A 22,029-nucleotide genomic window follows, 5' to 3' on the forward strand; every position below is an offset into this window, starting at 1 on the left:
CCTGGTTGTTTTTGTAATGGAGTCGTCATTTTGAACATCTGCTCTTCATTTTTTTTGATTTACATCAACTTTTTGCCAGTTTGGCAAACTCAATTTAGCCGCCAACAACTCAAAATCGCCGGCAGCCGAAAACGGCAAAATCCCCAATAGAGGCGCATCCAGACGCTCACGTAAATACGTTAAATTACCGTCAAAACCCGGCATAGCCTGATCAATTTGCACCGCCACCCAACCGGCACAAGACAAGCCGGCCTGGCGTATGGCCGACATAGTCAAGCGCGCATGATTGATACAACCCAGCCTCACACCCACCACCAGAATCACCGGCAAACGCAAGGCTTGCGCCAGACCGGCGTTGTCCAAAACCCCGCTCATTGGCGAATACCAACCGCCTGCACCCTCGACCAGTACCACATCAGCCCGTTGTTGTAAGCGGGTAAATCCATCTGAAACAACATCCACTGAAACATCTACACCACCGCAAGCCAAATGCGGGGATATTGCCGCTTCAAAAGCGTACGGATTGATTTGCGAGTATTCTAGTGACACCGAAGCGTATTGCTGCATCAGTAGCGCATCGGAATTTTTCAGCATCCCGTCATGCCATTCACAGCCGGCGGCCACCGGCTTCATCCCCACCGTACTCAAGCCTTGCATTTGCAGGTTGCGCATCAAGGCAATCGTCGTCCAGGTTTTGCCGACGTTCGTATCCGTACCGGTAATGAAAAACGCGGATTTCATAAGCTGGCCCGCACGACAATAATTTCATAGCTGGCCACTATTTCACCGCCTACCATACTGTTTTCGTAGCGCCGTATCATGCGCTGCAATTGCGAACGGGTGGTGGGTCGCCGATTTCTGGCATCGCTAACATTATGCGCCCCCAGATCTTTTAGCTCATGCATCAAAGCCAGCACCGTGGGGTAAGATAAACGATACATCACAGTATCCACATCAACCCGCCCAAAATCAGCAGCCCTTAAAAAACCACCAATCTGCCCTGCACTATAAAAATCGTTAACATGAACAAAGTCGTCGACACCGGTCCAAGCGGCTTTCAATTCTTTTAAGGTTTCCGGACCGAAGGTTGAAAATACCAGCTGCCCATCCTGACGCAATAATCGCCGTACATCAGCAAATACCGCCGGCAAGTCCTGACACCACTGCACGGCCAGATTCGAATAAACTTGTTGCAGACTGTTATCCGCAAAAGGTAGTTTTTCGGCATCGGCACAAACATATTCTACCGATACAGCACCGTTGTTCCGTCGCGACGCTTGCAGCATGGGCAATGCAATATCCAATGCCAAACAAGACTGATTCAGACCATCTAACGGCAAACTTCGCGTCAAAAAACCGGTGCCGCACCCAATATCCAGCACCCAGCCCGTTGCGGATTGCAACGGATATTTTTGCAGCAGGGCTAATCCCACCTGACGTTGCAACATCGCCGCCGAATCATAACTCCCAGCCGCCGCCGCAAACGAATGCCTAATTTTGGCCTTATCCAACACGGCAAAACTCATTCAGCCGCAGCAACGATGTCGCATAACTGCTGGGCGTGCGATAAAAAAGGCACATGTCCGGCATTTGCGAGGAGATGTAGTTTGACGCGCGTGTTTAAAGTCTTTACAGCTTGCCCGGTTTGCACCGGAATCAAAGTATCTCTATCGCCTTGCATGACCGTGGTCGGACAGTGCAAGCCCACGACGGACTTGCGCAAATCGCTATTTTTCAGAATTTGCAAACCACCCTGCAACGCATCGCGCGCCGGCGCATCGCACTCATGTACTGCCAAGCGCAATTGCTGTAACAACTGCCGGCTTTCCGGCAAGCCCTGCACTTGCAAACCCAAAAAGCGCTGCAAGGTCAATTTCGTGTCGTCGCTAAGTTGGGCGACAAAACCATCCAACACTTCCGGCCTCACTCCCGGCCAATCGGCAGTTTTGACAAATTTAGGATTGCCGGACAGCAAAAACAACGACTGCACTCGTTCCGGACGGCGCGCCGCCATATCCAAAGCCACCGTAGCGCCCAGCGACCAACCTAACAAGCTAAAACGATTGACCGGAATCGCATCGAATAAAGCGGACGTAATAGCCGAAAGGTCATATGCATCCAAACCGGCACTGCGGCCGTGACCGGGCAAATCCAGGCAAATCACCTGGCGATGCCGAGCCAGTTGCCTGGCAAACTCGCGCCAAATGCCGCTATGCATCGCCCAACCGTGCAGCATGACCAACGGTAATCCCCGGCCGTATATTTCTCTATGAATGCCGGTCATGGCAAAGCCTTGGCCAATGCATCCAGCAACGCATCGACCTGCTGTTCGGTGTGATTGGCGGAAAAAGTGATCCGCAAGCGCGCACTGCCGGCCGGCACGGTCGGCGGCCGAATCGCGCTTACCCAAAACCCTTGTTCCAGCAAGCGCTGACTAGCCGCCAAGGCTTGGCCGCTTTCGCCAATCAGAACGGGTTGGATCGCGGTAAAAGAATCCACCAGTTGCAAACCTTGCTGTTGCGCACCTTGCCGGAAACGGCGGATTAGATTTTGCAATTGTTCGCGGCGCCAGGACTCGGCTTGCAACAAGCGCAGACTGGCGCGTGTCGCCTCGGCCACAGCCGCCGGCAAGGCGGTGGTGAAGACATAACTCCGGGCTTTTTGAATCAGCATCTCGATCAAATCCTCGGAACCGGCCACGAAGGCGCCGAAGGTCCCAAATGCCTTGCCCAAAGTCCCGATTAGAATGGGTACGTCATCCTGACTCAAACCAAAATGCTCGACAACGCCGCCGCCGTTTTTACCGAGTACGCCAAAACCATGGGCATCGTCGATCAGTAAACCGGCATGATGTTGTTCGGCCAACTCGACCATCGCCGGCAGCGGCGCCAAATCGCCGTCCATACTGAATACACCGTCGCTGACCACCAAAACCTTGCCGGCGGCAGTAGACAACTTGGCTCGTAAGTCCTCGACCTCCACGTGTCGATAGCGCTGAAAACGCGCCCGTGACAACAGACCGCCGTCCAACAGAGAAGCGTGATTCAAACGGTCCTCCAGCACTGTATCGCCGCGACCCAACAATGCCGAAATCACGCCGAGATTGGCCATATAACCGGTCGAAAACAGCAAGGCTCGCTCCCGACCGGTAAAGGCCGCCAATTCTTCTTCCAAAGCATGATGCGCGCTACTGTGACCGCAAATCAGATGCGCAGAACCGCTGCCAACTCCGAAGCGATCGACACCAGCTTTAAACGCTGCAGCAACCTCAGGATGATTAGCCAGCCCCAGATAGTCGTTACTGCAAAAATTGATCAGCTGCCGGCCATCGACATTCAGCGTAATGCCTTGCGGACCATCGACTACCCGGCGGCGCCGATATAGGTTATCGCGCTCCAGCTGCCGCAGCTGGCCGGCAAAGTCGTAGAAATTATTGGCCATTAGGCGTAGCTGGAACCGCCCATTTTAACGCCCAAGCGCTCAAACAACTGCTGGTCGTGGTTGGTCATTGGATTATCGGTGGTCAGCAACTTATCGCCGTAGAAAATCGAATTGGCGCCGGCCAGGAAACACAAAGCCTGCATCTCGTCGCTCATCGCTTTCCGTCCTGCCGACAAGCGTACCCGCGACTGCGGCATCAGAATTCTGGCGACGGCGATGGTACGCACAAACACGATAGGATCCAGCGCTTCGGTGCCGTGCAATGGCGTACCTTCCACCTGCACCAACATATTGATAGGCACACTTTCCGGATGCTTGGGCATATTCGCCAGTTGCAACAACAATTTGGCGCGGTCGGTTTCCGATTCACCCATTCCAACAATCCCGCCGCAACACACATTGATGCCGGCGTCGCGTACCCGTTCCAGCGTATCCAAACGGTCCTGATAAGTACGGGTCGTGATGATTTCGGAATAGTAATCTTCGGAGGTGTCCAGATTGTGGTTGTAATAATCCAGGCCGCCGTCCCTCAAGGCTTGGGTCTGCTTATCGCTAAGCATACCTAGCGTTACGCAAGTTTCCATACCCAGCGCTTTCACGCCCTGCACCATTTCCACGACTCTTTCGATGTCTCTGTCCTTCGGACTACGCCAAGCCGCACCCATGCAAAACCGCGACGCGCCCTGCTCCTTGGCTTGCTGCGCGGCTTTTAAGACGGCGTCAACCGGCATCAAAGCTTCCGGATTTAAATCGGAGTCGTAGCGCGCACTTTGCGGGCAATAGCCGCAATCCTCGGAGCAGGAACCGGTCTTGATGCTTAACAAACTGCTCACCTGGATCTCGTTGGGATCGAAATACACCCTGTGCACGCTTTGCGCCTGAAAAATCAAATCGTTAAACGGTAGCGCCAGCAAAGCTTCGACTTCGTGTAATTGCCAATCGTGACGGATGGTGGCCGTTGATTCCAAGGGTTTCTGGCTTGCAGACATTCTGATAATCTCCGAAAAGTGAGGACAAAACCGGCGTCGGACACCGACTCATCAACCTGTATTTAAAATTATGGTAAACAACTGGCTGAACATTATACAGAAGAAATTGCTGCCGCCACGTTGCGTGTTATGCGCAAGCCCGGGATACGGCGATTTGGATTTGTGCCTGGGCTGCTTGACCGACCTGCCGCGTAATCTTTCATGCTGCTACCGTTGCGGAGAACATTTCGAGACCGCGATTGATATACCGCAACTCTGCGGCCGTTGTCTGAAGAAATCGCCGGCCTTCGACGAGACCTACGCGCCGTTTTTATACCAAAGCCAGATGCGCTATTTGATCGGCCAATTAAAGTTTGCCAACGATTATAAAAACGCCCGCTTAATCGCGGCCCTGCTGGCCGAGCATATTGCCGATAGCGCGGAACTGCCGGATTGTCTGTTACCCGTACCGTTGCATCCCAAGCGCTACCGCGAACGTGGCTTTAATCAGTCGATAGAAATTGCCCGGCATTTATCCCGGCAGCTCCGCATTCCGCTGGATTTGCATAGCTGCGTTCGCCAGCGCGATACCGGCCACCAAACCGGCTTACCTGCCAAGCAACGCCGGAAAAACATGCGCCTGGCTTTCAAGATTGTTAAGCCACTGAGGTTTCAACATATTGCAATCATTGACGATGTCATGACCACCGGCGCCACTGCCTCGGCGCTGGCCGCTACGCTAAAACAAGCCGGAGTTGGCAAGGTCGATGTCTGGGTTTGCGCGCGAGCCTAAAATACCGTCTCAATTATCCCGGATGGCCGAGTCTGCCAGCGGTAAACCAGAATTTTGCAAGGCATTAAGAGTAGTCAGCAATTTTTCCCGCCGCGAACCCAACAGCTGAAAACCGTGCATCAGCATCGTGATCTCGTCCTGCAAATTGTGTTGATCGACGCCCATGACATTTAAAGCCTCGACCGCCGACGCCAGCGCCAACTCGTGCCGACTTTGGTAAGGCCGTTTAAAGCGGGTCTGAAAGCCATCCCGCAATTTTTGCAGCAATTCTTCGAAATGCTGTTCGGTGAAATCCTCGGCCTGCATGCGTTCCAGCAACACCTGTTCGGCGTCGAATACCTCGGCGTGAAAAGCCTGCCGATAAGCCGTGCATAATTGTTCCACCAAGTTTTTATGCTGTTCTTGCTGTCCTTGTAGCTGCGCCACCAATCGCGCCGCATTTTCTTCCAGGCTGAACATTGGCCGTTGATAACGCATCGCATGCAAAGCCTCCAGCGTCGCTACCAATTCAATCAATCTGGGCTCGGCATAATTTTCGGTTTCCAGCCAACGATAAAACAGCGGCTTGAAGGCATTCGGAAAACGGCCGAATTGCTCGCAGTAGGTTTCTACAAATTCGCCGATAAAGCGTTCCAGCGCCGGTTGGTCGAGCAGTTGCTGCTTCATCGCCAACAACAACCTCCGACTCAACTCACTGATACTCATTTCCGCTCTATCAGCAGGACTTAGCGAGTTAACCGGCTCAGCATCGGCATCATCACCCACAATTTGCCTGGTCGGCGTAGCGCTTAACAGCCTTTGCCAGTACTCCACCAACCCGGTACCTGCGGTTTCGCACCCGATGTGCTTGATAATATTATCCGCCAAGGCCAACAAACAGCGACTGGCCGGGGAATTGACGGCCAAATCCACTACCGACATCTGCAAAGCAACGGCTTTGGGCAGATTCTCGTCGCGAATCACAAAGCCGCCGTACTCCACTTTCAATTTCAAGCATTTTTCCGCCACGGCGGCAAACCGCCGATAGGTATCGGTCGCAGCCGGGTAATCCAGGGCCTGATTGACCACGACGCGCAGGCTGCCCGTATACTGGCGGGTATTCAAAGACTTCAGCAGCGCAAAGGCATCGGTTAGCGCCGCAGGATCACCGCTGACCACTAAAAAAGTTGATTGCGCCAATTCGATAAAGCGCAACAGCGTTTCGGTATGCATCGCAGCCGTGTCGATCAAAAAATAATCAAATTGCGTTTCCAGATCCGCCAATGCAGCCGTCAGCCTATGTATCTGCTCGGCGGAGACAGGCGCACTGCCCATTAGTTGCGCAGCTGACACGACGCCAACATCGTCGCCGGTTTTCAGCAAAATCTCAGTGATAGTTTTTTCACCGCGTAACACCTGCTCCAAACGATATGCCGGCCGCAGCCCGAGCAAAGTGTTGATATTGGACAAGCCGGTATCGACATCGACTACGCAGACCCGCTTGCCGCGCAATGCCATTGCCGCCGCTACATTAGCCACCACACTGGTTTTACCGACGCCGCTCTTGGCACCGGCAAACACGATAAGGTGCGGTTTTGATGGGCCCTGTTCTGAGATATATAAACTGTCCATGATGGCAATGAAATAGGCTGTTTAGGTCGCGTATAGATCGGCAAACCAAACCAGCCGAATTCGGGCAATATTGTAAGCCCAATCTTATAAATTCATGAATTCATACAACAAACCAAATTGTAAATGTCGGCACATAAGCGACAGCCCGGATCGTATCGCCGGCGAATGGTCGATTAGCCACCTTCTTCACGTATAATGCTCTGTCCACAAAACGACTACACATGCCATGACCACACCGCGTCTCGCCTGGGCTATTACCGGCTCCGGACACTATATAGAAGAATGTCTTGAATACATGCTGACGCTGGATAATGTTGATTTGTATTTGAGTCAGGCCGGCGAGGAAGTCTTGAAAATGTACGGTATTCGCCTGGACGACATCCGCGCCAAGATGGCGGTATATCGGGATAAAGCCGCCTCGGCGCCACCGGTTGGTTTGTTCTATAAAGGTTATTACCACACCTTTGTCATGGCCCCCACTACCTCCAATACCATCGCCAAATGCGTGTTGGGCATCGCCGATTCGTTGGTCACTAACCTGTATTCCCAAGCCGGCAAATGCCGCGTGCCCAGCATCGTTTACCCTTGCGACACCCTGCCGGAAATAGAAACCACGGCACCCGGCAAGAAAAAGTTCATGGTCTATCCGCGCCCCATTGATTTGGAAGCCACCGACAAAATCCGCAGCTTTCCTTACACCCAAGTGGTCGATGATGTCGAGCAGCTAATCGTCGCCGTCAACACGCGATTAGCCAGTCTATGACCGAACGCATCCTGTTCATCACCGGCCGACTGGCGGAGAAACAAGTCCGGCAAGTATTGGAAAAAATGCAGCCGGACTTTCAATACAAGGTGTATGTGATGGGCGTAACGGTGGCGGCGTTGATTACCAGCGACATGATCATCCGCCGTCTGCCGGACGCGCAAGGCGCTGACCGGGTGATTTTACCGGGCCGCTGCCGAGGCGATTTGGATGCTCTAGCCCGACATTTCGGCGTGCCCTTCGAGCGCGGCCCGGAAGAAATTAAAGACCTACCCCAGCATTTTGGCATGGCCGCTCAGCATTACGACCTTAGCCAATACCAAACCAAAATTTTCGCGGAAATTACCGACGCGCCTAGCATCAGTGTCGAGGCGGTGATTGAGCGCGCTTATTATTACCAAGCCAACGGCGCGGATGTGATCGACATTGGCTGCCTGCCCGGCACGCCGTTTCCGCATCTGGCCGATTGCATCCGCACCTTGAAGCAAGAAGGTTTCACCGTCAGCATCGATTCGCTGGAAGACGCCGATTTGTTGGCCGGCGGTAAAGCCGGCGCCGATTACATGCTGAGCTTGACCGCCAAGAGTCTATGGATTGCCGACGAGGTAGCGACCACGCCGATTCTGATTCCGGAAACCCACGGCGACTTGAGCACGCTGGATAAAGCCATCGAAATCTTGAGTGCGAAAAACCGCGCCTTCATCGTCGATCCTATCCTCGATCCAATCCACTTCGGCTTCACCGACTCCATCGTCCGCAATTACGAATTCCGCCGCCGCTATCCGGACGTGGAAATGATGATGGGCGTCGGCAATCTCACCGAACTGACCCACGCCGACACCTCCGGCGTCAACGCGATTTTGTTGGGGATTTGTTCGGAGTTGAATATTAACCATATTCTGGCAACGGAAGTGAGTAAACACGCGCGCCGCGCGATCAAGGAAGCCGACAGCGCCCGGCGCATCATGTACACCGCCAAGCAGCACAATACCCTGCCCAAGCATATCGCGCCGGATTTGCTGACCGTGCATGACAGCTCGCCGTTTTTGAACAGCCGCGAGGAAATCGAAAGTTTGGCCGCGGAAATTAAAGACCCCAGCTACCGCATTCAGGTCAGCAGCGACGGCATTCATGTATTTAACCGCGATGGCCTGCACACCGCACAAGACCCATTTGATTTATACCCCAAACTGCACGTCGAAACCGACGGCGGCCACGCCTTTTATTTGGGTGTGGAACTGGCCCGAGCCGAGATAGCCTGGCAGTTGGGCAAGCGCTTCACCCAGGATCAGCAATTGAGTTGGGGCTGTGCCGCGCAAGGCACCGAGCCAACCGTGGATTTACATACCTTCAAACCCGCCGGCAGCACCTTAAAAAAGCACGATGACTAAGCCGTTTGTCGGCTGCACTTGTCGTAAACTCGACAAAGCTTCAATCCATTTCTGCATTAGTCTCGCCAAAACCCCACCATTCCAGGCTCAGTTCATTTGGTATTGGTCTTGCTTGTTTCTTGGCTAAATCCCATTCACCCGAACGAGCCCTCGCACATGCCCGAGTTTCCGTTAAAACTGGCCGTCGCCACCAAGGACAATATTTCCATCAACGAACATTTCGGCCATGCCACAAAATTTTCGGTGTATAGCGTCTCCGAAGCCAGTTGCGAATTATTAGAAACCCGCGAAGTGGCCAATTACTGCCTGGGCCAGCATGCCGACGAGTCCGCAATGCCCGGCATTTTGGCAACCATTAAAGACTGTTACGCAGTGTTCGTGGCGCGTATCGGCGACGGTCCCACCGCCAAAGTCCATGCCATCGGTGTGCGCGCGGTTTCTGAATACGCCTATGCGGCGGTTGAAGAATCCTTGCTGGACTATGCCAAGCGCACCGCAGCCGGCGAGGAGATCGGATGACGCCTGAGCATGTTCAGCAATGGGTGAAAGATCACCCCCTCAGTCCGATTCACGTCGATTGCGCGGTGACGGTGATGCTGAAAATCATCGACGGCAAATGCAAGATGCGGCCGACCGAAAAAGTGTTGATGGCACTGCTTTACGACTGCGTCAAACACTTGCCCGGGCAACTGCTGCAAGCCGATCTACATCCCTTGATTGCAACCGCCCGCACTCGCGAAGACGACGAAGCCCTGAAAAATCTGATTTACGAAAAACGTCTGATGGCGGAAACCGCGATTTCCCGGCCGGTGATGAAAGGTTTTAAAGCGATGATCCGTGAGCAAGGCTTGCTGGAGCGCCGGGATGTAGAAGAAACGGAAGCCTAAGTCGCGTTCAATCGAAAAAATCGAAACTCAGCTGTCCGCCTAAGTTTGGTGGACGAAACAAATCGCTGCGCAATGCCGGTAGAGAACCCGTTAGTTCCAGCTTTCTGGTAATCAGCTTGAAACGCTGCGCCAGCAAATCGGCGTAACTACCGCCGCCCGTTTGGCGTTGATGAAACGCCGCGTCATAGGCTTTGCCGCCGCGGCTGTCCCTGACTCGATTCATCACATGCTCAGCTTTTAGCGGGTAGTTTTGTTGCAGCCATTCTGCAAATAAATCCGCCGTTTCCAAGGGCAGGCGTAGCAGGATGTATTGCACACTTTGCGCACCGGCCTTATGAGCTGCGCTGACGATGCTTTCCAGCTCGTAGTCGGTCAACACCGGAATTAAAGGTGCCACCATCACCCCAATGGGAATCCCCGCCTCCCGCAAGCGGGCAACCGCCTCCAAGCGACGTTGCGGCGCGGCGGCGCGCGGCTCCAAGGTGCGCGCCAGCGTTCTGTCCAGCGTGGTAATCGAAAGATAAACCGAGACCAAACCCTGCCCGGCCATCGGCGCCAAAAGATCGATGTCGCGTTCGATCAAGGCCGATTTGGTGACGATACTGACTGGATGCCGGGTCTCTGATAGCACTTCCAAAATCTGCCGCATGATGCGCTGCTGCCGTTCCAGCGGTTGGTAAGGATCGGTGTTGGTTCCCAAGGCCAGCGGCGCGCAGCGATAATTGCGTTTGGCCAGCTCTTCGCGCAACAACCGGGCCGCGTCGGGTTTAACCAGAATTTTGCTCTCGAAATCCAGACCGGCGGAATAACCCAAATAGGCATGGGTCGGCCTGGCAAAACAATAAATACAAGCATGCTCGCAACCGCGATACGGGTTTATCGACCGATCAAACGGAATATCCGGTGAATCGTTATAGGTAATCACCGATTTGCTGCTATCGATAATGACTTCGGTGGGCAACGGCGGCAACGCTGCATCCAAACAGCCCCAGCCGTCGTCTTCAGCCTGCCTGTTCAATTTTTCAAACCGACCGACTGTATTACTGATACTGGCGCGACCTTTGTAAATTAATGGCTTAGGCATAGCATCATCTTCAAGCAATTGATAACTGGGCAAAGGGATTATACCCAGCACGCGCCAATCTCCAGATAGTCGCACAGATTTTGCCACCCGACATTGGCTTTACCGGTTCAGCGTCTAATCTTACATCCGCTCTTGAACGCTCATCAGACGAAGACCAGACAAACGATGAAAAAGCCGCTGATTAAATATACCACCGGGTTAAACTAAATTTATCTGCTGCCAAATCGACGGTAACGGCGGTTGCTATCAAAACGGCCTCACTGGCACACTCATTCTGGCAGGGAGCTACCTATTGAAATGGGAGCGCCGACCGCGAGAAAAATCCAAGCCTCATAACCGTCAAGAACATAAAGGCGAACGGTATTTAAACAACGGGAAAATCACAGCGCAAAAAAAAAGCTCGCATCGCTGCAAGCCTTAGTTTTGTTTGGGACAATAATGACCGCGGCGTCTAGTTAATTAAAAACTCCGAGAAAAACACATCGCGAAAACCGTCGCTATTTTGAATTTTGCTCAACAGATCAGTTATCACTTGTTTGGTTTTCAAGCGTAAGGCTTCGCGCTGTTCCATACTTTGCAGGTCGGCACTTTTCATGCCGCTGAGCATCATTATCATTTCATGGCGCAGAACCGGCATATGCTTTTTAATGACTTCCAAATGATCGGCACCTTCCACCAGTAACTGCACGTTCAACATCAGGTATTTTTTGGGCTCGGCCAGATTGACGGTAAACTTGGGTTTCATCTCCAGATACTCTATGACCGGCCCGGCGCTTTCGTCGGCTTTCTTCTCGCCGGAGTTCGCCCAGGTCATCGCCGGCAACAGCATCAAACTGATCAACAAAATAAATGTTCGCACGGATTCCTCATATAATGTAGTGACTACACCAAAAGTATATTCCAATTTCGCCATTTGACACCATGAAACCACAAGCTATCGGCCCGGTCATGATCGACATCGAGGCCCACAGCCTCAGTGCGCTGGACAAAGAAAAAATCGCTCATCCCAATACCGGCGCCTTAATCCTATTTTCCCGAAACTACGACAATCCTCGACAAGTCGCTGACTTAATCAAACAGATCCGCGCTGCACGCAACGGTGACATCCTGATCGCAGTCGATCAGGAAGGCGGCCGCGTGCAACGCTTTCAAAATGGCTTTACCCGCCTGCCGGCGGCGGCTTTTTACGCCGAGCAACCTGAGTTGGCAGAAGCTGCCGGCTGGCTGATGGCCAGCGAACTGCTGGCCGTGGATGTGGATTTCAGCTTCGCGCCGGTATTGGATGTGGATTGCGGGGTTAGCGAGATCATCGGTAACCGCTCGTTTTCCCAAGACGCAAAATTAGCCGCAGAACTGGCCGGCGCATTTCGGCAAGGCATGCGTAACGCCGGTATGGCGGCTACCGGCAAACACTTCCCTGGTCACGGCGCGGTGGCGCTGGATTCGCATTTGACGCTACCCGTCGACGAGCGCGACCTGGAAACCATCCGCCGACAAGATTTACTGCCGTTCAAACAATTGATAGTGCAAGGTCTGGAAGCCATCATGCCGGCTCATGTGGCCTATCCGCAAGTCGACCGTTACCCGGCCGGCTTTTCCAGCTTCTGGTTACAGACGATTTTACGCGGCGAACTGGGTTTCGATGGCGCCATATTCAGCGACGATCTGAGTATGGAAGGCGCGGCCAGCATAGGCGATTTCACCGAACGCGCCGGCTTGGCCCAACAGGCCGGCTGCGATATGCTGCTGGTTTGCAATAATTCCACAGCGGCGGAGCAAGTGCTGGATAAACTGCCTATCAGCCAAAACAGCAAACGCGAGCAACGCCTGCAAGCGATGCGCGGCAAATGCCAGCTCGATAAAGACGCCCTGGCAAAAAGCGACAAATGGCAAACCATTTCCAAACAAATCACGGAGTTTTATGAATCCCATGCTTGAAGAAATCGGCATTGTTAAACAGCAAGCACTTTTGCTGCACAGCGCCGACGAAGTCGAAGCGGCGTTGGATAGCATGGCGGCGGCGATCACCGACAAACTGCAAGACAGTAATCCCTTGGTGTTATGCGTCATCAACGGCGGCATCATCGCCACCGGCAAGTTACTGCCGCGTCTGGACTTTCCGTTGAATCTGGATAGCGTCCACGCCAGCCGTTACCGCAACGCCACCTCGGGCAGCGATATACATTGGCTGTTCAAACCTACTACGCAGCTGGCTGGACGTACCGTGTTGGTAGTCGATGATATTCTCGACGAAGGCCATACCTTACAAGCGATAGTCGAATATTGCCGGGAAGAAGGCGCCAGCACCGTTTATACCGCCGCGCTGTTCGACAAAGACCTGCAAATCACCAAACCTATCAAGCCTGACTTTATCGGCCTCACTGTCGCCAATCATTACTTGTTCGGTTACGGTATGGATTACAAGGGTTATCTTAGAAATGCACCAGGCGTATTTGCCTGCAAGGAAGTACTATGACATTGGCTATCATCGGCGGCACCGGCCTCACCCAAATCGACGCACTCACCATCACTGGTGAAGAACGCCTGACCACGCCTTTCGGCGAACCTTCTGCGCCTTATTTGCTGGGTGAGCTAAATGGGAAGAAATTGGTGTTCCTAGCCAGACACGGTAATCCGCATCGAATCCCGCCGCACAAGATCAACTACCGGGCCAATATCTGGGGTTTAAAACAGCTAGGCGTTACTGAGATTATTGGCGTCGCGGCGGTCGGCGGTATCGGCACTAAGATGGCACCGGCCGTTATTGCCATTCCGGATCAATTAATCGACTACAGCTACGGGCGGGAGCATACGTTTTTTGCCGAAGATCTGGAGCATGTCACGCATATCGATTTCACCGAGCCCTATACGCCTTCATTACGCGCAAGAATTATTCAAGCCGCGCAACAGGCAAACATTTCCCTCACCCCATCAGGCACTTACGGCTGCACCCAAGGGCCAAGGCTGGAAACGGTTGCCGAAATTAAACGCATGGCTAACGACGGTTGCGATTTGGTGGGCATGACCGGCATGCCGGAAGCCTCACTGGCGCGGGAACTGGGTTTGGCTTATGCAAATATCTCGGTGGTAGCCAATTGGGCGGCTGGCGTGGTGGAGGGTGAAATCACCATGGCCGAGATCGAGAAAAACTTGGAAGTTGGCATGGCCAATGCCATCGCCTTGTTGAAAGCAACGGTATTGTTCAACGACTAGCAGAAACAGAAACGGATTTTGACGGGGCCCGGATGCCCCACCAAAATCCGCGAATTTGGGAAACGTAGATTACATTTCCCGAACCTTTGCAAAGCGCTTATCTTTTCGTGCCACCGCTGTGAAGTACATCATTGCGGTAAGCTGAGTTGGCGGAGTCTTCGGCGATATTTTTTGCCGCAGTAGCATATTTATCATGCTCGGCATTTTTTACCATCAGTACGGCGCCAGCCGCCAGTACGACAGCAATGACGATATAGAGCCAGAAATTATCTTTTTCTTGTACTTCACTCATTTTGTACCTTCCTTTTGTTGTTTGTGATGGTGGTGCTGAAAAAATTTCAACGGAGCAAAAGATAACAAACGGAAGCTTATATTTTTTGATATACATCAAACTTTTTATGGTTGTTGAATTTTATGCCTAGTCGCCGCCTATTTCTAAAGCACTCCGGTATTTTGCTGACCGCGGCTTTATTGACCGGCAAATTCGCAAACGTCCTTGCCGAGAGGTTGGCAACGCATTTTGCCGCCGACGACTTCATCACCCTTTACACGCAACTTATCGATCAGCGAACGGTGACAAACAGCAACCAACTCAATTTGATCCTGCCCGAGATTGCTGAAGATGGTGCGGTGGTACCGGTCAGCATTACCAGCGAGCTGGAAGGCATCGAGAAACTGTATCTATTCGCCGATAAAAATCCCACGCCGCTGCTGGCGGAATTCGAACTCACACCGCTCATCGCACCCCAGCTCACGGCGCGGATTAAATTAGCGGAATCTTGCAACGTGATTTTGCTTGCGGAACACAACGGAGCGCTACTGCGCACCGGCCGCTGGGTTAATGTGATGCGCGGTGGCTGCGGAACAGGTTGATATGGCCAACAGTATAAAAATCAGAAGCCAACGGCGCGACGGCTATACGGAAGTTAAATTGCTGATCACGCACCCGATGGAAAACGGCCGCAATCGCGACGCCAACGGCGAATTGATTCCGGCGCATTTTATCGAGCGGTTACTGGTTAAATTAAACGATCAACTAATCCTAACCACCAATATGGCCGGCAGCCTATCCAAAAATCCGTTTTTTACGTTTAGATTAATAGCAAATAGCGGCGATAGACTCAGTGCCGAATGGACTGACAATAGACAAAACCAAGATCACGCCGAGCACGTGCTCGACTGAAGCATAGACTAGTTAAGAATAATTTCGGCGGTCTGATTTCGGGCGCTGGCTACCAGAAAACTCAACGGCGATGCAGCAAATTGCCGTTCCAACTGCGCCAACAAATCTGCCGCGCGTTGCGGATCGGCAACCGCGCAAAATCCGGTCGGCCCCCACGAAGTTTGACCTATCGCCACCGCGCCGTGCTCAGCCAGACTAGCCATCGCTGCCGCAACATCCGGACTGGTAAACACCCCCCCCTGCACCGGCGCGAAGTGTTCGCCCACCGCCTGCTGCAACGCAGTAATCACTTCGCCGAATTTATTAAGATTGCCTTCAGCCAACGCCGGCAAACCCTGCATCAATAGCAAGTAACATAAGCGCTCGGCCTGGGTTTGCGGAAACGACGGCAATTGCTGAAAAGCGCTGACCTCCTGTTCGCCATGCAAACCTTGGCCGCGTTGATCAAACACCAAAATAAACCGCCAGTCTCCCGGCACCGCCATTTGCGCAATCATGGGCGGAGTTTTGGTGTCGGGTCCGCGACCGCCGTCCACCACCAAGCCGCCTGTTTCGAAGATACCGATACCAATACCGGAACGCGCACCGCGATCAGAGAGTTGGGCTATTTCCCGCACCGACAGATCCAAACCGTAAAAAGCATTCAACGCTGCACCAACAGCCAGAGCCATTTGCGTACCCGATCCTAAGCCAATATGTTCAGGAATGGCATGGTCGATAGTGATATTGAGTGCATCGGAAACGCCCAGCAGCTGACAAAATTGCCGGGTACATTTCAGCGCGCGCTCGGCGGACGGACCGCTGACTTGCAAATTATCCGCGGCAGTTATGGTGAGCTGGGTATTGATTTCGTTCAGCGCCAAACCGATGCTACCGAAATGCCGGCCCAAAGCCCCGCTCAAATCGATAAAGCCCATATGCAAGCGAGCCGGTGCTATGACCGTCACTGATTGGTACCGCGCTTTCACCACCTGGATTCCGTCAAATACTAAGGAGCCGGCATTATAGCGGATGATGTTGGCGGGCCGAGATAAAATCAGCCACTTGCTGCAGATCGACCATCAGAAAATCGGCGTGTTCGGCAGACCAAGTATCCGCCGGCTGTATTGACGGCACGAAGACGCAAGACGCTCCAGAGGCCAGAGCGGCGCGGACGCCTGTCGGCGAATCTTCCAGTACCAAACAATCCTCAACCGGTTGTGCCAGTTCTGCGGCAGCGCGCAAAAAAACATCCGGTGCCGGCTTTGCCGCGGCGACCATATCGCCGGCAACGATATAAGAAAAAACATCCGTCAATCCGGCCCAGGCCAGGCATTGTTGCGCTGCCGCCAGTGCGCTATTCGTTGCCAGACAGAACGGCAAACGATACAGAGACAATACCTCCAACACGGCGAAAAAACCCGGTTTTACGGCGATACCGTGTTGCTGCACATGCGCGAACCAATAATCGCTACTTAATTGCTGAAACTTTTCCAGATTGAGGCCAACGCCACATTGCTCCTGCAAACGGTGCGCAACCGTCTTTCCTGAGCAACCGGACAAGCTATCCCAAAATTCAGCCGGCATCGCAAAACCAAGCTCATCAGCAGCGGCACGCCAGGCTTGAACATAAGTCGGTTCGCTATCCAAAACCAGACCGTCCATATCGAAAATAACCGCCCGCCAGCGTCGTTCCGTCACCGGATGACCTTAATAAACTCGCCTATGGCTTCCCGATTCGAACCGACTACTATGCGCTGGAGACCGTCTTGCTCGACTTCCAACTGCCCGGCCACTCGAATCCGTTCGCCGATTTGTGCCTGGCCGTTGTAAGTGGCGGTAAAACACACCACGCTATCAACTTGGGGATGCTTGATGGCAAACCGAGCGGGATAATCGAAACTGAATTGGTCTTCACACACTTCGGCGTCGATAGTGATGAAGCCCAGTTTACGATAACTTTTATCCTGTGCTTCCGGATCGGCGACCGCCAGCGACAAATCGAATTTGCGCCCATTGATCATGCCCTTGTTGTACTTGCGCTGCTCGTGCCAGACATATTCGTCAAAGGCAAAATCGCAGGCTCGCCGCTGGTAAGCCTCCAACCAGTCTTCATCGTTTAATGCCTGGCAACGATCTTCGGCAATCAAGGCTTGGACGATATTGCGCGCACGATGAAACTCGCCACGCTCGTAGCACACCAGATCAATATCGGAACTGTGTTTTTGCATACCCACCAGCAGCGAGCCGGTCACGCCGAATCGGCTAAGGTCCAAGCCATTGGACCGCAACAAGCCACACAATTTGTGCAAATCGGCCAATACCGGATCGCCGGGCTCCTCAGCCAACAATCTTTGCAATAATTTTTGAGGCTGATAATGCCGAACAATAGCGGCACTGGGCACGGCGTGTAAATGCGCGTCAAGCAGCGTCGAATAATGCAGATACTGCGGGCAATATTGCTCAAGATGTTGGTTCGCCAGTGCGGTGTCGACCTTGCGCCAAACGCCCTCCAGACAGAGGTAACGCAGAAAACATAAGACCTTCCCATTTTCCTGGCCCTGCACAACGACCGCGAAAATCAGTCCTTCCGCGGTTTTAATAAAATCTTTGGCTCGATACACGGTTTTAATTGAACTCCACCCGGTTACGGCCGCTTTGCTTGGCCTTGTACAAAGCGGCATCTGCCGCCTCCAGCATCTCCAGCGCGGTTCTATATTGGCCGACATAGGTTGCCACGCCCAAACTCAGGCTAACGCACTGAGTCTCGGTATCGCCGTAAACGATGTTTTTTTCAAAAACTTGCCGGCGAATATTTTCAGCAAGCTTAAGGGCATCTTGCAAAGCCGTATCGGGCAGGATCGCCACGAACTCCTCGCCACCGTAGCGACAAATGAGATCACTGCTACGCTCCAATTGCTCCGTGAGAACTTTCGCCACCGCAATCAAACACCCATCGCCTTGCGGGTGCCCCAAGGTGTCGTTATATTTCTTAAAGTGATCGATATCGCAAATAATCAAAGACAACGGCGCTTTATTGCGGCGAGACAGCGCAAACTGCATGGCAAGATTGCTATCGAAATGGCGGCGATTGCCCAAGCCGGTTAATTGATCGCGCAGTGATAAACGCTCCAATTCCCGATTGGCGGCCTGCAATTCCCGCTGAGTGGTTTGCAGCTTTTGCCGCATCACATAAATCCGCTCCATCGCGATCACTGTCAATCGCAAACGGGTAGGATTCAGCGGCTTAGGCAGATAGGCGTCGCCGCCGGCCAAAATACCGTTAACGAACGACTCATCATCGTCGTGCATCGTAAAAAAAATGATGGGAAACCAATCGGCCTTTTTTAGCTCGCGGATGGCTTTCGTGGCCTCGAAACCGCTCAGCAAGGGCATTTCCACATCCATCAAAATTAAATCCACGTCTTGGTCGGCGACATATTGCAAGGCTTCGGAACCGTTTTCCGCATAGGACACCGCATGCCCCATTTCTTTCAGGCATTCCGCAACCAGCTGCCTGATCACTTTACTATCATCGACCACCAATATTTTCATTGTTCTTTTAGTTGGCTTAAGCAGACTCTAGGATTCTAGCGTAATTAATTGAACTCACAGAAAACAATTGATAAAACCGAGTCAATCCCCTATCCTCGCCCGCTGGCTTTTCAGCCTACCAACAATCCGTTATTCCCCTCCAAACCTTAGGAGAAACCATGAAGATCGGTGTTCCAAAAGAAGTTCACGACGGCGAAAAGCGCGTCGCTACCACGCCCGAGGCCGCTGAAAAAATCATCAAACTAGGTTTTGAAGTACTGGTGGAAAGCGGCGCCGGCGACAATGCCAATATTTCCGATGACGCTTATCGTGCGGCCGGCGTGCAAGTGGTCGCCACAGCGCAGGAATTATGGCAACACAGCGATATTGTCATGAAAGTCCGCGCTCCCGAATTTCATCCGCAACTGGCTATCGACGAAGCCGACTTGCTGCGCGAAGGCCAGCAATTGATCAGCTTTATCTGGCCGGCGCAAAACGAAGCACTAATGCAAAAATTGGCCGCCAAAAAAGTCTCTGTGTTGGCCATGGACAGCGTGCCGCGTATGTCCCGCGCCCAAAAAATGGACGCCCTGAGTTCCATGGCCAATATCGCCGGTTATCGGGCCATCGTAGAAGCCGCGCAACATTTTGGCCGCTTCTTCACCGGTCAAATCACCGCTGCCGGAAAAATCCCGCCCGCCAAAGTGTTAGTGATCGGTGCCGGCGTCGCAGGTCTGGCCGCGATTGGCGCTGCGAAAGGCATGGGTGCCATTGTCCGCGCCTTCGACACCCGGCCGGAAGTGAAAGAACAAATCGAGAGTATGGACGCCGAGTTCCTGATGCTGGACTTTCAGGAAGACGGCTCCGGCACCGGCGGTTACGCCAAAACCATGTCCAAGGAATTTATTGAAGCCGAGATGGCTTTGTTTGCCCAACAAGCCAAGGAAGTGGACATCATCGTCACCACCGCCTTGATCCCCGGCAAACCGGCCCCCGAGCTGATTACTGCCGAAATGGTGGCGTCAATGAAGCCCGGCAGTGTGATCGTGGATTTGGCTGCCGAACAAGGCGGTAACTGCGCGCTCACCGAGAAAAACCAGGTGGTGGTAAAGCACGATGTGACCATTATCGGTTACACCAATTTGCCCAGTCGCTTGGCTAATCAATCCAGCCAGCTTTACGCCACTAATCTGCGGCATCTGCTCACCGACCTTACCCCTGGCAAAGACGGCAACACTGTCATCAACATGGAAGACGAGGTGATACGCGGCGCGACCGTGATTAAGGAAGGCAATATCACTTGGCCGCCGCCACCGCCCAAACTGTCCGCTGCCCCCAAACAAGCGGCAGCCGCCGAAGCAGCCGCCGCAGTGGAAACCAAATCTTTGATACCGGAACCGATAAAGCAATGGTTGCCGATTGCCTTGGCTGCTCTGGTGTTCTTTGCGGTCGGAGCGACGGCACCTACGTCGTTTTTGTCGCACTTCACGGTGTTTGTATTGGCTTGCTTTGTAGGCTACCAGGTGATTTGGAACGTCTCACCGTCGCTACACACACCGTTAATGAGTGTGACCAACGCCATCAGTGGCATCATCGTGATCGGTGCTCTGGTGCAGGTGTCCTCGCCTGACTCCATAATCGGAATTTTGTCGGCGGTGGCCATTCTGATCGCATCCATCAATATTGCCGGCGGCTTTCTCGTGACACGCCGCATGCTTGAAATGTTTAGAAAATAAGGAGAGCTACATGTCAAACGGTCTAGTTACGATGGCATACATCGCAGCCTCGATTCTATTCATTCTCAGCCTCAGCGGCTTGAGCAAGCAGGACACAGCGCGGCGCGGCAATTATTACGGCATGACCGGGATGGCGATTGCGATTGCAGCCACGGTATTCGGCGGCAGTGTGACCGCCTACGTCATACTCACGATTGCCTTGCTGATCGGTGGCTTCATCGGCACCAAAGCCGCCGCCAAAGTGGAAATGACGCAAATGCCGGAGCTGGTGGCACTGATGCACAGCTTGGTTGGGATGGCGGCGGTATTGGTCGGCTACGCCAACGCCATGGATCACTCCAACAGTTTGGTCGGCGCCGAAAAAACCATCCACGAAGTGGAAACCTACATCGGTATATTTATTGGTGCGGTGACCTTTTCCGGTTCGGTGATCGCCTTCGGCAAGCTCTGCGGTCGCATCAGCGGCAAGCCGGTGTTGTTGCCAGCACGGCATTGGCTAAACCTGGCCATGCTGGTCGTTACCGTGATTTTGGGCGGCAGCTTTCTGAGCGCGGCAGAAAGCGGTGGCGGTATGCTGCCGCTGGCGATTATGACGGTGATTGCTTTGGTATTTGGGGTACACATGGTGATGGCCATCGGCGGCGCCGACATGCCGGTGGTGGTATCGATGCTGAACAGCTATTCCGGTTGGGCGGCAGCGGCTACCGGCTTCATGCTCAGCAATGACTTACTGATCGTCACCGGCGCCTTGGTCGGCTCCAGCGGTGCGATTTTGAGTTACATCATGTGCCGGGCGATGAATCGACACTTTCTCAGCGTGATTGCCGGCGGGTTCGGTAGCGCGGGTGGTGAAGCGGCAGAAGTGGTCGGTGAGGTACAACCCATTGAAGTGGAAGAAACAGCCCAATTATTGCTGGATGCCAAAGACATCGTGATCATTCCCGGCTATGGCATGGCCGTAGCGCAAGCACAGCACACGGTCAACGAAATCACCAAATTGCTGACCGGTCGCGGCAAAAAAGTTCGTTTTGCCATCCATCCAGTCGCAGGAAGGATGCCTGGGCATATGAACGTCTTGTTGGCAGAAGCGAAAGTGCCGTATGACATCGTGTTTGAAATGGATGAAATCAACGAAGACTTTCCACATGTGGATGTCTCCATCGTCATCGGCGCCAACGACATCGTCAACCCCTCTGCTTTGGACGACCCCAACAGCCCGATAGCCGGCATGCCGGTGCTGGAGTGCTGGAAAGGCGCTGCCACTATCGTCCTGAAACGTTCGATGGCTTCAGGTTACGCCGGCGTCGGCAATCCCCTGTTCGTGCATGACAACACCCGTATGTTGTTCGGCGACGCTAATGATAAATTGCAGGGCTTGTTGAAGGCTTTGCAGGGGTAACATAGTAATATGCCCTGATCGGTGACCGCCAACGAAGTTAATTGGCG

Annotated in this window: 25 protein-coding genes; 12 read left to right on the forward strand and 13 right to left on the reverse strand. The window is 53.3% G+C overall.

Translation table 11 applies throughout. The features are described from left to right. Positions 1–45 precede the first annotated feature (45 nt). Genes bioD through bioB form a run of 5 tightly spaced genes read right to left on the reverse strand, consistent with a single transcriptional unit; the run spans position 46 to position 4,430 of the window. Positions 46–741 (reverse strand): dethiobiotin synthase, encoded by a 696-nt coding sequence (bioD, locus tag JWZ98_RS13550; RefSeq protein WP_205450428.1) that lies wholly within the window; start codon positions 739–741, stop codon positions 46–48. Next, positions 738–1,526, reverse strand: coding sequence for a malonyl-ACP O-methyltransferase BioC (bioC, locus tag JWZ98_RS13555; RefSeq protein WP_205450429.1), 789 nt, complete (start codon positions 1,524–1,526; stop codon positions 738–740). Before bioC ends, bioD begins: the two co-directional genes overlap by 4 nt. After that, positions 1,523–2,284, reverse strand: coding sequence for a pimeloyl-ACP methyl ester esterase BioH (gene bioH, locus JWZ98_RS13560; RefSeq protein WP_240347992.1), 762 nt, complete (start codon positions 2,282–2,284; stop codon positions 1,523–1,525). Before bioH ends, bioC begins: the two co-directional genes overlap by 4 nt. Continuing rightward, positions 2,281–3,441, reverse strand: a complete 1,161-nt coding sequence (gene bioF / locus JWZ98_RS13565; RefSeq protein WP_205450430.1) for an 8-amino-7-oxononanoate synthase — start codon at positions 3,439–3,441, stop codon at positions 2,281–2,283. Before bioF ends, bioH begins: the two co-directional genes overlap by 4 nt. Then, positions 3,441–4,430: a biotin synthase BioB gene (bioB, locus tag JWZ98_RS13570; protein ID WP_205450431.1), complete on the reverse strand. Its 990-nt coding sequence runs from the start codon at positions 4,428–4,430 to the stop codon at positions 3,441–3,443. The genes bioF and bioB overlap by 1 nt, the downstream gene beginning before the upstream one ends. 70 nt (positions 4,431–4,500) lie before the next feature. Between bioB and JWZ98_RS13575 the strand changes: the two genes are divergently transcribed. Further along, positions 4,501–5,202 carry a ComF family protein gene (locus JWZ98_RS13575; protein ID WP_205450432.1) on the forward strand — a complete coding sequence of 234 codons (702 nt, stop codon included), beginning with the start codon at positions 4,501–4,503 and terminating at the stop codon, positions 5,200–5,202. Between the two features lie 9 nt (positions 5,203–5,211). Here the strand turns inward: JWZ98_RS13575 and JWZ98_RS13580 are convergent, their stop codons facing one another. After that, a complete protein-coding gene (locus JWZ98_RS13580; protein WP_205450433.1) occupies positions 5,212–6,813 on the reverse strand; it encodes an AAA family ATPase in 1,602 nt (533 codons plus the stop codon). Between the two features lie 226 nt (positions 6,814–7,039). Here JWZ98_RS13580 and JWZ98_RS13585 point away from each other — a divergent pair, with 226 nt between their 5' ends. The 4 genes from JWZ98_RS13585 (at position 7,040) to JWZ98_RS13600 (ending at position 9,854) form a co-directional block, all read left to right on the forward strand. Beyond that, a complete protein-coding gene (locus JWZ98_RS13585; RefSeq protein ID WP_205450434.1) occupies positions 7,040–7,576 on the forward strand; it encodes a flavoprotein in 537 nt (178 codons plus the stop codon). Further along, on the forward strand, positions 7,573–8,967 hold the full coding sequence (locus JWZ98_RS13590) for a DUF6513 domain-containing protein (RefSeq protein ID WP_205450435.1): 1,395 nt from the start codon (positions 7,573–7,575) through the stop codon (positions 8,965–8,967). The genes JWZ98_RS13585 and JWZ98_RS13590 overlap by 4 nt, the downstream gene beginning before the upstream one ends. Before the next feature lie 156 nt (positions 8,968–9,123). Beyond that, a complete protein-coding gene (locus JWZ98_RS13595; protein ID WP_033156585.1) occupies positions 9,124–9,486 on the forward strand; it encodes a NifB/NifX family molybdenum-iron cluster-binding protein in 363 nt (120 codons plus the stop codon). Continuing rightward, positions 9,483–9,854, forward strand: a complete 372-nt coding sequence (locus tag JWZ98_RS13600; protein WP_205450436.1) for a hypothetical protein — start codon at positions 9,483–9,485, stop codon at positions 9,852–9,854. The genes JWZ98_RS13595 and JWZ98_RS13600 overlap by 4 nt, the downstream gene beginning before the upstream one ends. Before the next feature lie 7 nt (positions 9,855–9,861). Here the strand turns inward: JWZ98_RS13600 and JWZ98_RS13605 are convergent, their stop codons facing one another. Both JWZ98_RS13605 and JWZ98_RS13610 read right to left on the reverse strand, forming a co-directional pair. Then, on the reverse strand, positions 9,862–10,938 hold the full coding sequence (locus tag JWZ98_RS13605) for a PA0069 family radical SAM protein (protein ID WP_205450437.1): 1,077 nt from the start codon (positions 10,936–10,938) through the stop codon (positions 9,862–9,864). A gap of 451 nt (positions 10,939–11,389) precedes the next feature. Then, positions 11,390–11,797, reverse strand: a complete 408-nt coding sequence (locus tag JWZ98_RS13610) for a flagellar basal body-associated FliL family protein (RefSeq protein WP_033156742.1) — start codon at positions 11,795–11,797, stop codon at positions 11,390–11,392. A 62-nt stretch (positions 11,798–11,859) separates the two neighbouring features. On the opposite strand from JWZ98_RS13610, the gene nagZ reads away from it, so the two are divergent. The 3 genes from nagZ to JWZ98_RS13625 are packed head-to-tail and all read left to right on the forward strand — an operon-like array spanning position 11,860 to position 14,151. Beyond that, a complete protein-coding gene (nagZ, locus tag JWZ98_RS13615; RefSeq protein WP_240347993.1) occupies positions 11,860–12,876 on the forward strand; it encodes a beta-N-acetylhexosaminidase in 1,017 nt (338 codons plus the stop codon). Next, positions 12,869–13,414 carry a hypoxanthine-guanine phosphoribosyltransferase gene (locus JWZ98_RS13620; RefSeq protein WP_205454454.1) on the forward strand — a complete coding sequence of 182 codons (546 nt, stop codon included), beginning with the start codon at positions 12,869–12,871 and terminating at the stop codon, positions 13,412–13,414. The genes nagZ and JWZ98_RS13620 overlap by 8 nt, the downstream gene beginning before the upstream one ends. After that, a complete protein-coding gene (locus JWZ98_RS13625; RefSeq protein WP_205450438.1) occupies positions 13,411–14,151 on the forward strand; it encodes an S-methyl-5'-thioinosine phosphorylase in 741 nt (246 codons plus the stop codon). Before JWZ98_RS13620 ends, JWZ98_RS13625 begins: the two co-directional genes overlap by 4 nt. A gap of 97 nt (positions 14,152–14,248) precedes the next feature. Here the strand turns inward: JWZ98_RS13625 and JWZ98_RS13630 are convergent, their stop codons facing one another. Further along, a complete protein-coding gene (locus tag JWZ98_RS13630; protein ID WP_033156590.1) occupies positions 14,249–14,443 on the reverse strand; it encodes a hypothetical protein in 195 nt (64 codons plus the stop codon). A 122-nt stretch (positions 14,444–14,565) separates the two neighbouring features. Between JWZ98_RS13630 and JWZ98_RS13635 the strand changes: the two genes are divergently transcribed. Both JWZ98_RS13635 and soxZ read left to right on the forward strand, forming a co-directional pair. Continuing rightward, positions 14,566–15,024, forward strand: a complete 459-nt coding sequence (locus tag JWZ98_RS13635) for a thiosulfate oxidation carrier protein SoxY (RefSeq protein ID WP_205450439.1) — start codon at positions 14,566–14,568, stop codon at positions 15,022–15,024. 1 nt (position 15,025) lies between these two features. Next, the gene (gene soxZ, locus JWZ98_RS13640; RefSeq protein ID WP_205450440.1) at positions 15,026–15,334 is read left to right on the forward strand and encodes a thiosulfate oxidation carrier complex protein SoxZ; all 309 of its coding nucleotides are present in this window, start codon (positions 15,026–15,028) and stop codon (positions 15,332–15,334) included. Positions 15,335–15,342: 8 nt separating this feature from the next. Here the strand turns inward: soxZ and JWZ98_RS13645 are convergent, their stop codons facing one another. From JWZ98_RS13645 to JWZ98_RS13660, 4 genes are read right to left on the reverse strand one after another with little or no spacing between them, the layout of a single operon-like run. After that, on the reverse strand, positions 15,343–16,281 hold the full coding sequence (locus JWZ98_RS13645; RefSeq protein ID WP_275899112.1) for a beta-ribofuranosylaminobenzene 5'-phosphate synthase family protein: 939 nt from the start codon (positions 16,279–16,281) through the stop codon (positions 15,343–15,345). A 55-nt stretch (positions 16,282–16,336) separates the two neighbouring features. Next, entirely contained in the window at positions 16,337–17,014 is a 678-nt protein-coding gene (locus JWZ98_RS13650) for an HAD family phosphatase (protein ID WP_205450442.1), read from the reverse strand. Next, complete coding sequence (locus JWZ98_RS13655) at positions 17,011–17,937, reverse strand: hypothetical protein (protein ID WP_205450443.1); 927 nt, start codon at positions 17,935–17,937, stop codon at positions 17,011–17,013. Before JWZ98_RS13655 ends, JWZ98_RS13650 begins: the two co-directional genes overlap by 4 nt. A gap of 4 nt (positions 17,938–17,941) precedes the next feature. Then, on the reverse strand, positions 17,942–18,868 hold the full coding sequence (locus JWZ98_RS13660) for a diguanylate cyclase (RefSeq protein ID WP_205450444.1): 927 nt from the start codon (positions 18,866–18,868) through the stop codon (positions 17,942–17,944). Positions 18,869–19,026: 158 nt separating this feature from the next. On the opposite strand from JWZ98_RS13660, the gene JWZ98_RS13665 reads away from it, so the two are divergent. Then, positions 19,027–20,583: a Re/Si-specific NAD(P)(+) transhydrogenase subunit alpha gene (locus tag JWZ98_RS13665; protein ID WP_101051943.1), complete on the forward strand. Its 1,557-nt coding sequence runs from the start codon at positions 19,027–19,029 to the stop codon at positions 20,581–20,583. 10 nt (positions 20,584–20,593) lie between these two features. Beyond that, positions 20,594–21,982: a Re/Si-specific NAD(P)(+) transhydrogenase subunit beta gene (pntB, locus tag JWZ98_RS13670; RefSeq protein ID WP_205450445.1), complete on the forward strand. Its 1,389-nt coding sequence runs from the start codon at positions 20,594–20,596 to the stop codon at positions 21,980–21,982. Positions 21,983–22,029 lie beyond the last annotated feature (47 nt).

The sequence above is a fragment of the Methylomonas sp. EFPC1 genome, from assembly GCF_016925515.1.
Lineage (GTDB): Bacteria > Pseudomonadota > Gammaproteobacteria > Methylococcales > Methylomonadaceae > Methylomonas > Methylomonas defluvii.

Coding starts and splice junctions, on each gene's coding strand:
- bioD (WP_205450428.1), bottom strand. CDS start 741: ATGAAATCCGCGTTTTTCATTACCGGTACGGATACGAACGTCGGCAAA.
- bioC (WP_205450429.1), bottom strand. CDS start 1,526: ATGAGTTTTGCCGTGTTGGATAAGGCCAAAATTAGGCATTCGTTTGCG.
- bioH (WP_240347992.1), bottom strand. CDS start 2,284: ATGACCGGCATTCATAGAGAAATATACGGCCGGGGATTACCGTTGGTC.
- bioF (WP_205450430.1), bottom strand. CDS start 3,441: ATGGCCAATAATTTCTACGACTTTGCCGGCCAGCTGCGGCAGCTGGAG.
- bioB (WP_205450431.1), bottom strand. CDS start 4,430: ATGTCTGCAAGCCAGAAACCCTTGGAATCAACGGCCACCATCCGTCAC.
- JWZ98_RS13575 (WP_205450432.1), top strand. CDS start 4,501: ATGGTAAACAACTGGCTGAACATTATACAGAAGAAATTGCTGCCGCCA.
- JWZ98_RS13580 (WP_205450433.1), bottom strand. CDS start 6,813: ATGGACAGTTTATATATCTCAGAACAGGGCCCATCAAAACCGCACCTT.
- JWZ98_RS13585 (WP_205450434.1), top strand. CDS start 7,040: ATGACCACACCGCGTCTCGCCTGGGCTATTACCGGCTCCGGACACTAT.
- JWZ98_RS13590 (WP_205450435.1), top strand. CDS start 7,573: ATGACCGAACGCATCCTGTTCATCACCGGCCGACTGGCGGAGAAACAA.
- JWZ98_RS13595 (WP_033156585.1), top strand. CDS start 9,124: ATGCCCGAGTTTCCGTTAAAACTGGCCGTCGCCACCAAGGACAATATT.
- JWZ98_RS13600 (WP_205450436.1), top strand. CDS start 9,483: ATGACGCCTGAGCATGTTCAGCAATGGGTGAAAGATCACCCCCTCAGT.
- JWZ98_RS13605 (WP_205450437.1), bottom strand. CDS start 10,938: ATGCCTAAGCCATTAATTTACAAAGGTCGCGCCAGTATCAGTAATACA.
- nagZ (WP_240347993.1), top strand. CDS start 11,860: ATGAAACCACAAGCTATCGGCCCGGTCATGATCGACATCGAGGCCCAC.
- JWZ98_RS13620 (WP_205454454.1), top strand. CDS start 12,869: ATGCTTGAAGAAATCGGCATTGTTAAACAGCAAGCACTTTTGCTGCAC.
- JWZ98_RS13625 (WP_205450438.1), top strand. CDS start 13,411: ATGACATTGGCTATCATCGGCGGCACCGGCCTCACCCAAATCGACGCA.
- JWZ98_RS13630 (WP_033156590.1), bottom strand. CDS start 14,443: ATGAGTGAAGTACAAGAAAAAGATAATTTCTGGCTCTATATCGTCATT.
- JWZ98_RS13635 (WP_205450439.1), top strand. CDS start 14,566: ATGCCTAGTCGCCGCCTATTTCTAAAGCACTCCGGTATTTTGCTGACC.
- soxZ (WP_205450440.1), top strand. CDS start 15,026: ATGGCCAACAGTATAAAAATCAGAAGCCAACGGCGCGACGGCTATACG.
- JWZ98_RS13660 (WP_205450444.1), bottom strand. CDS start 18,868: ATGAAAATATTGGTGGTCGATGATAGTAAAGTGATCAGGCAGCTGGTT.
- JWZ98_RS13665 (WP_101051943.1), top strand. CDS start 19,027: ATGAAGATCGGTGTTCCAAAAGAAGTTCACGACGGCGAAAAGCGCGTC.
- pntB (WP_205450445.1), top strand. CDS start 20,594: ATGTCAAACGGTCTAGTTACGATGGCATACATCGCAGCCTCGATTCTA.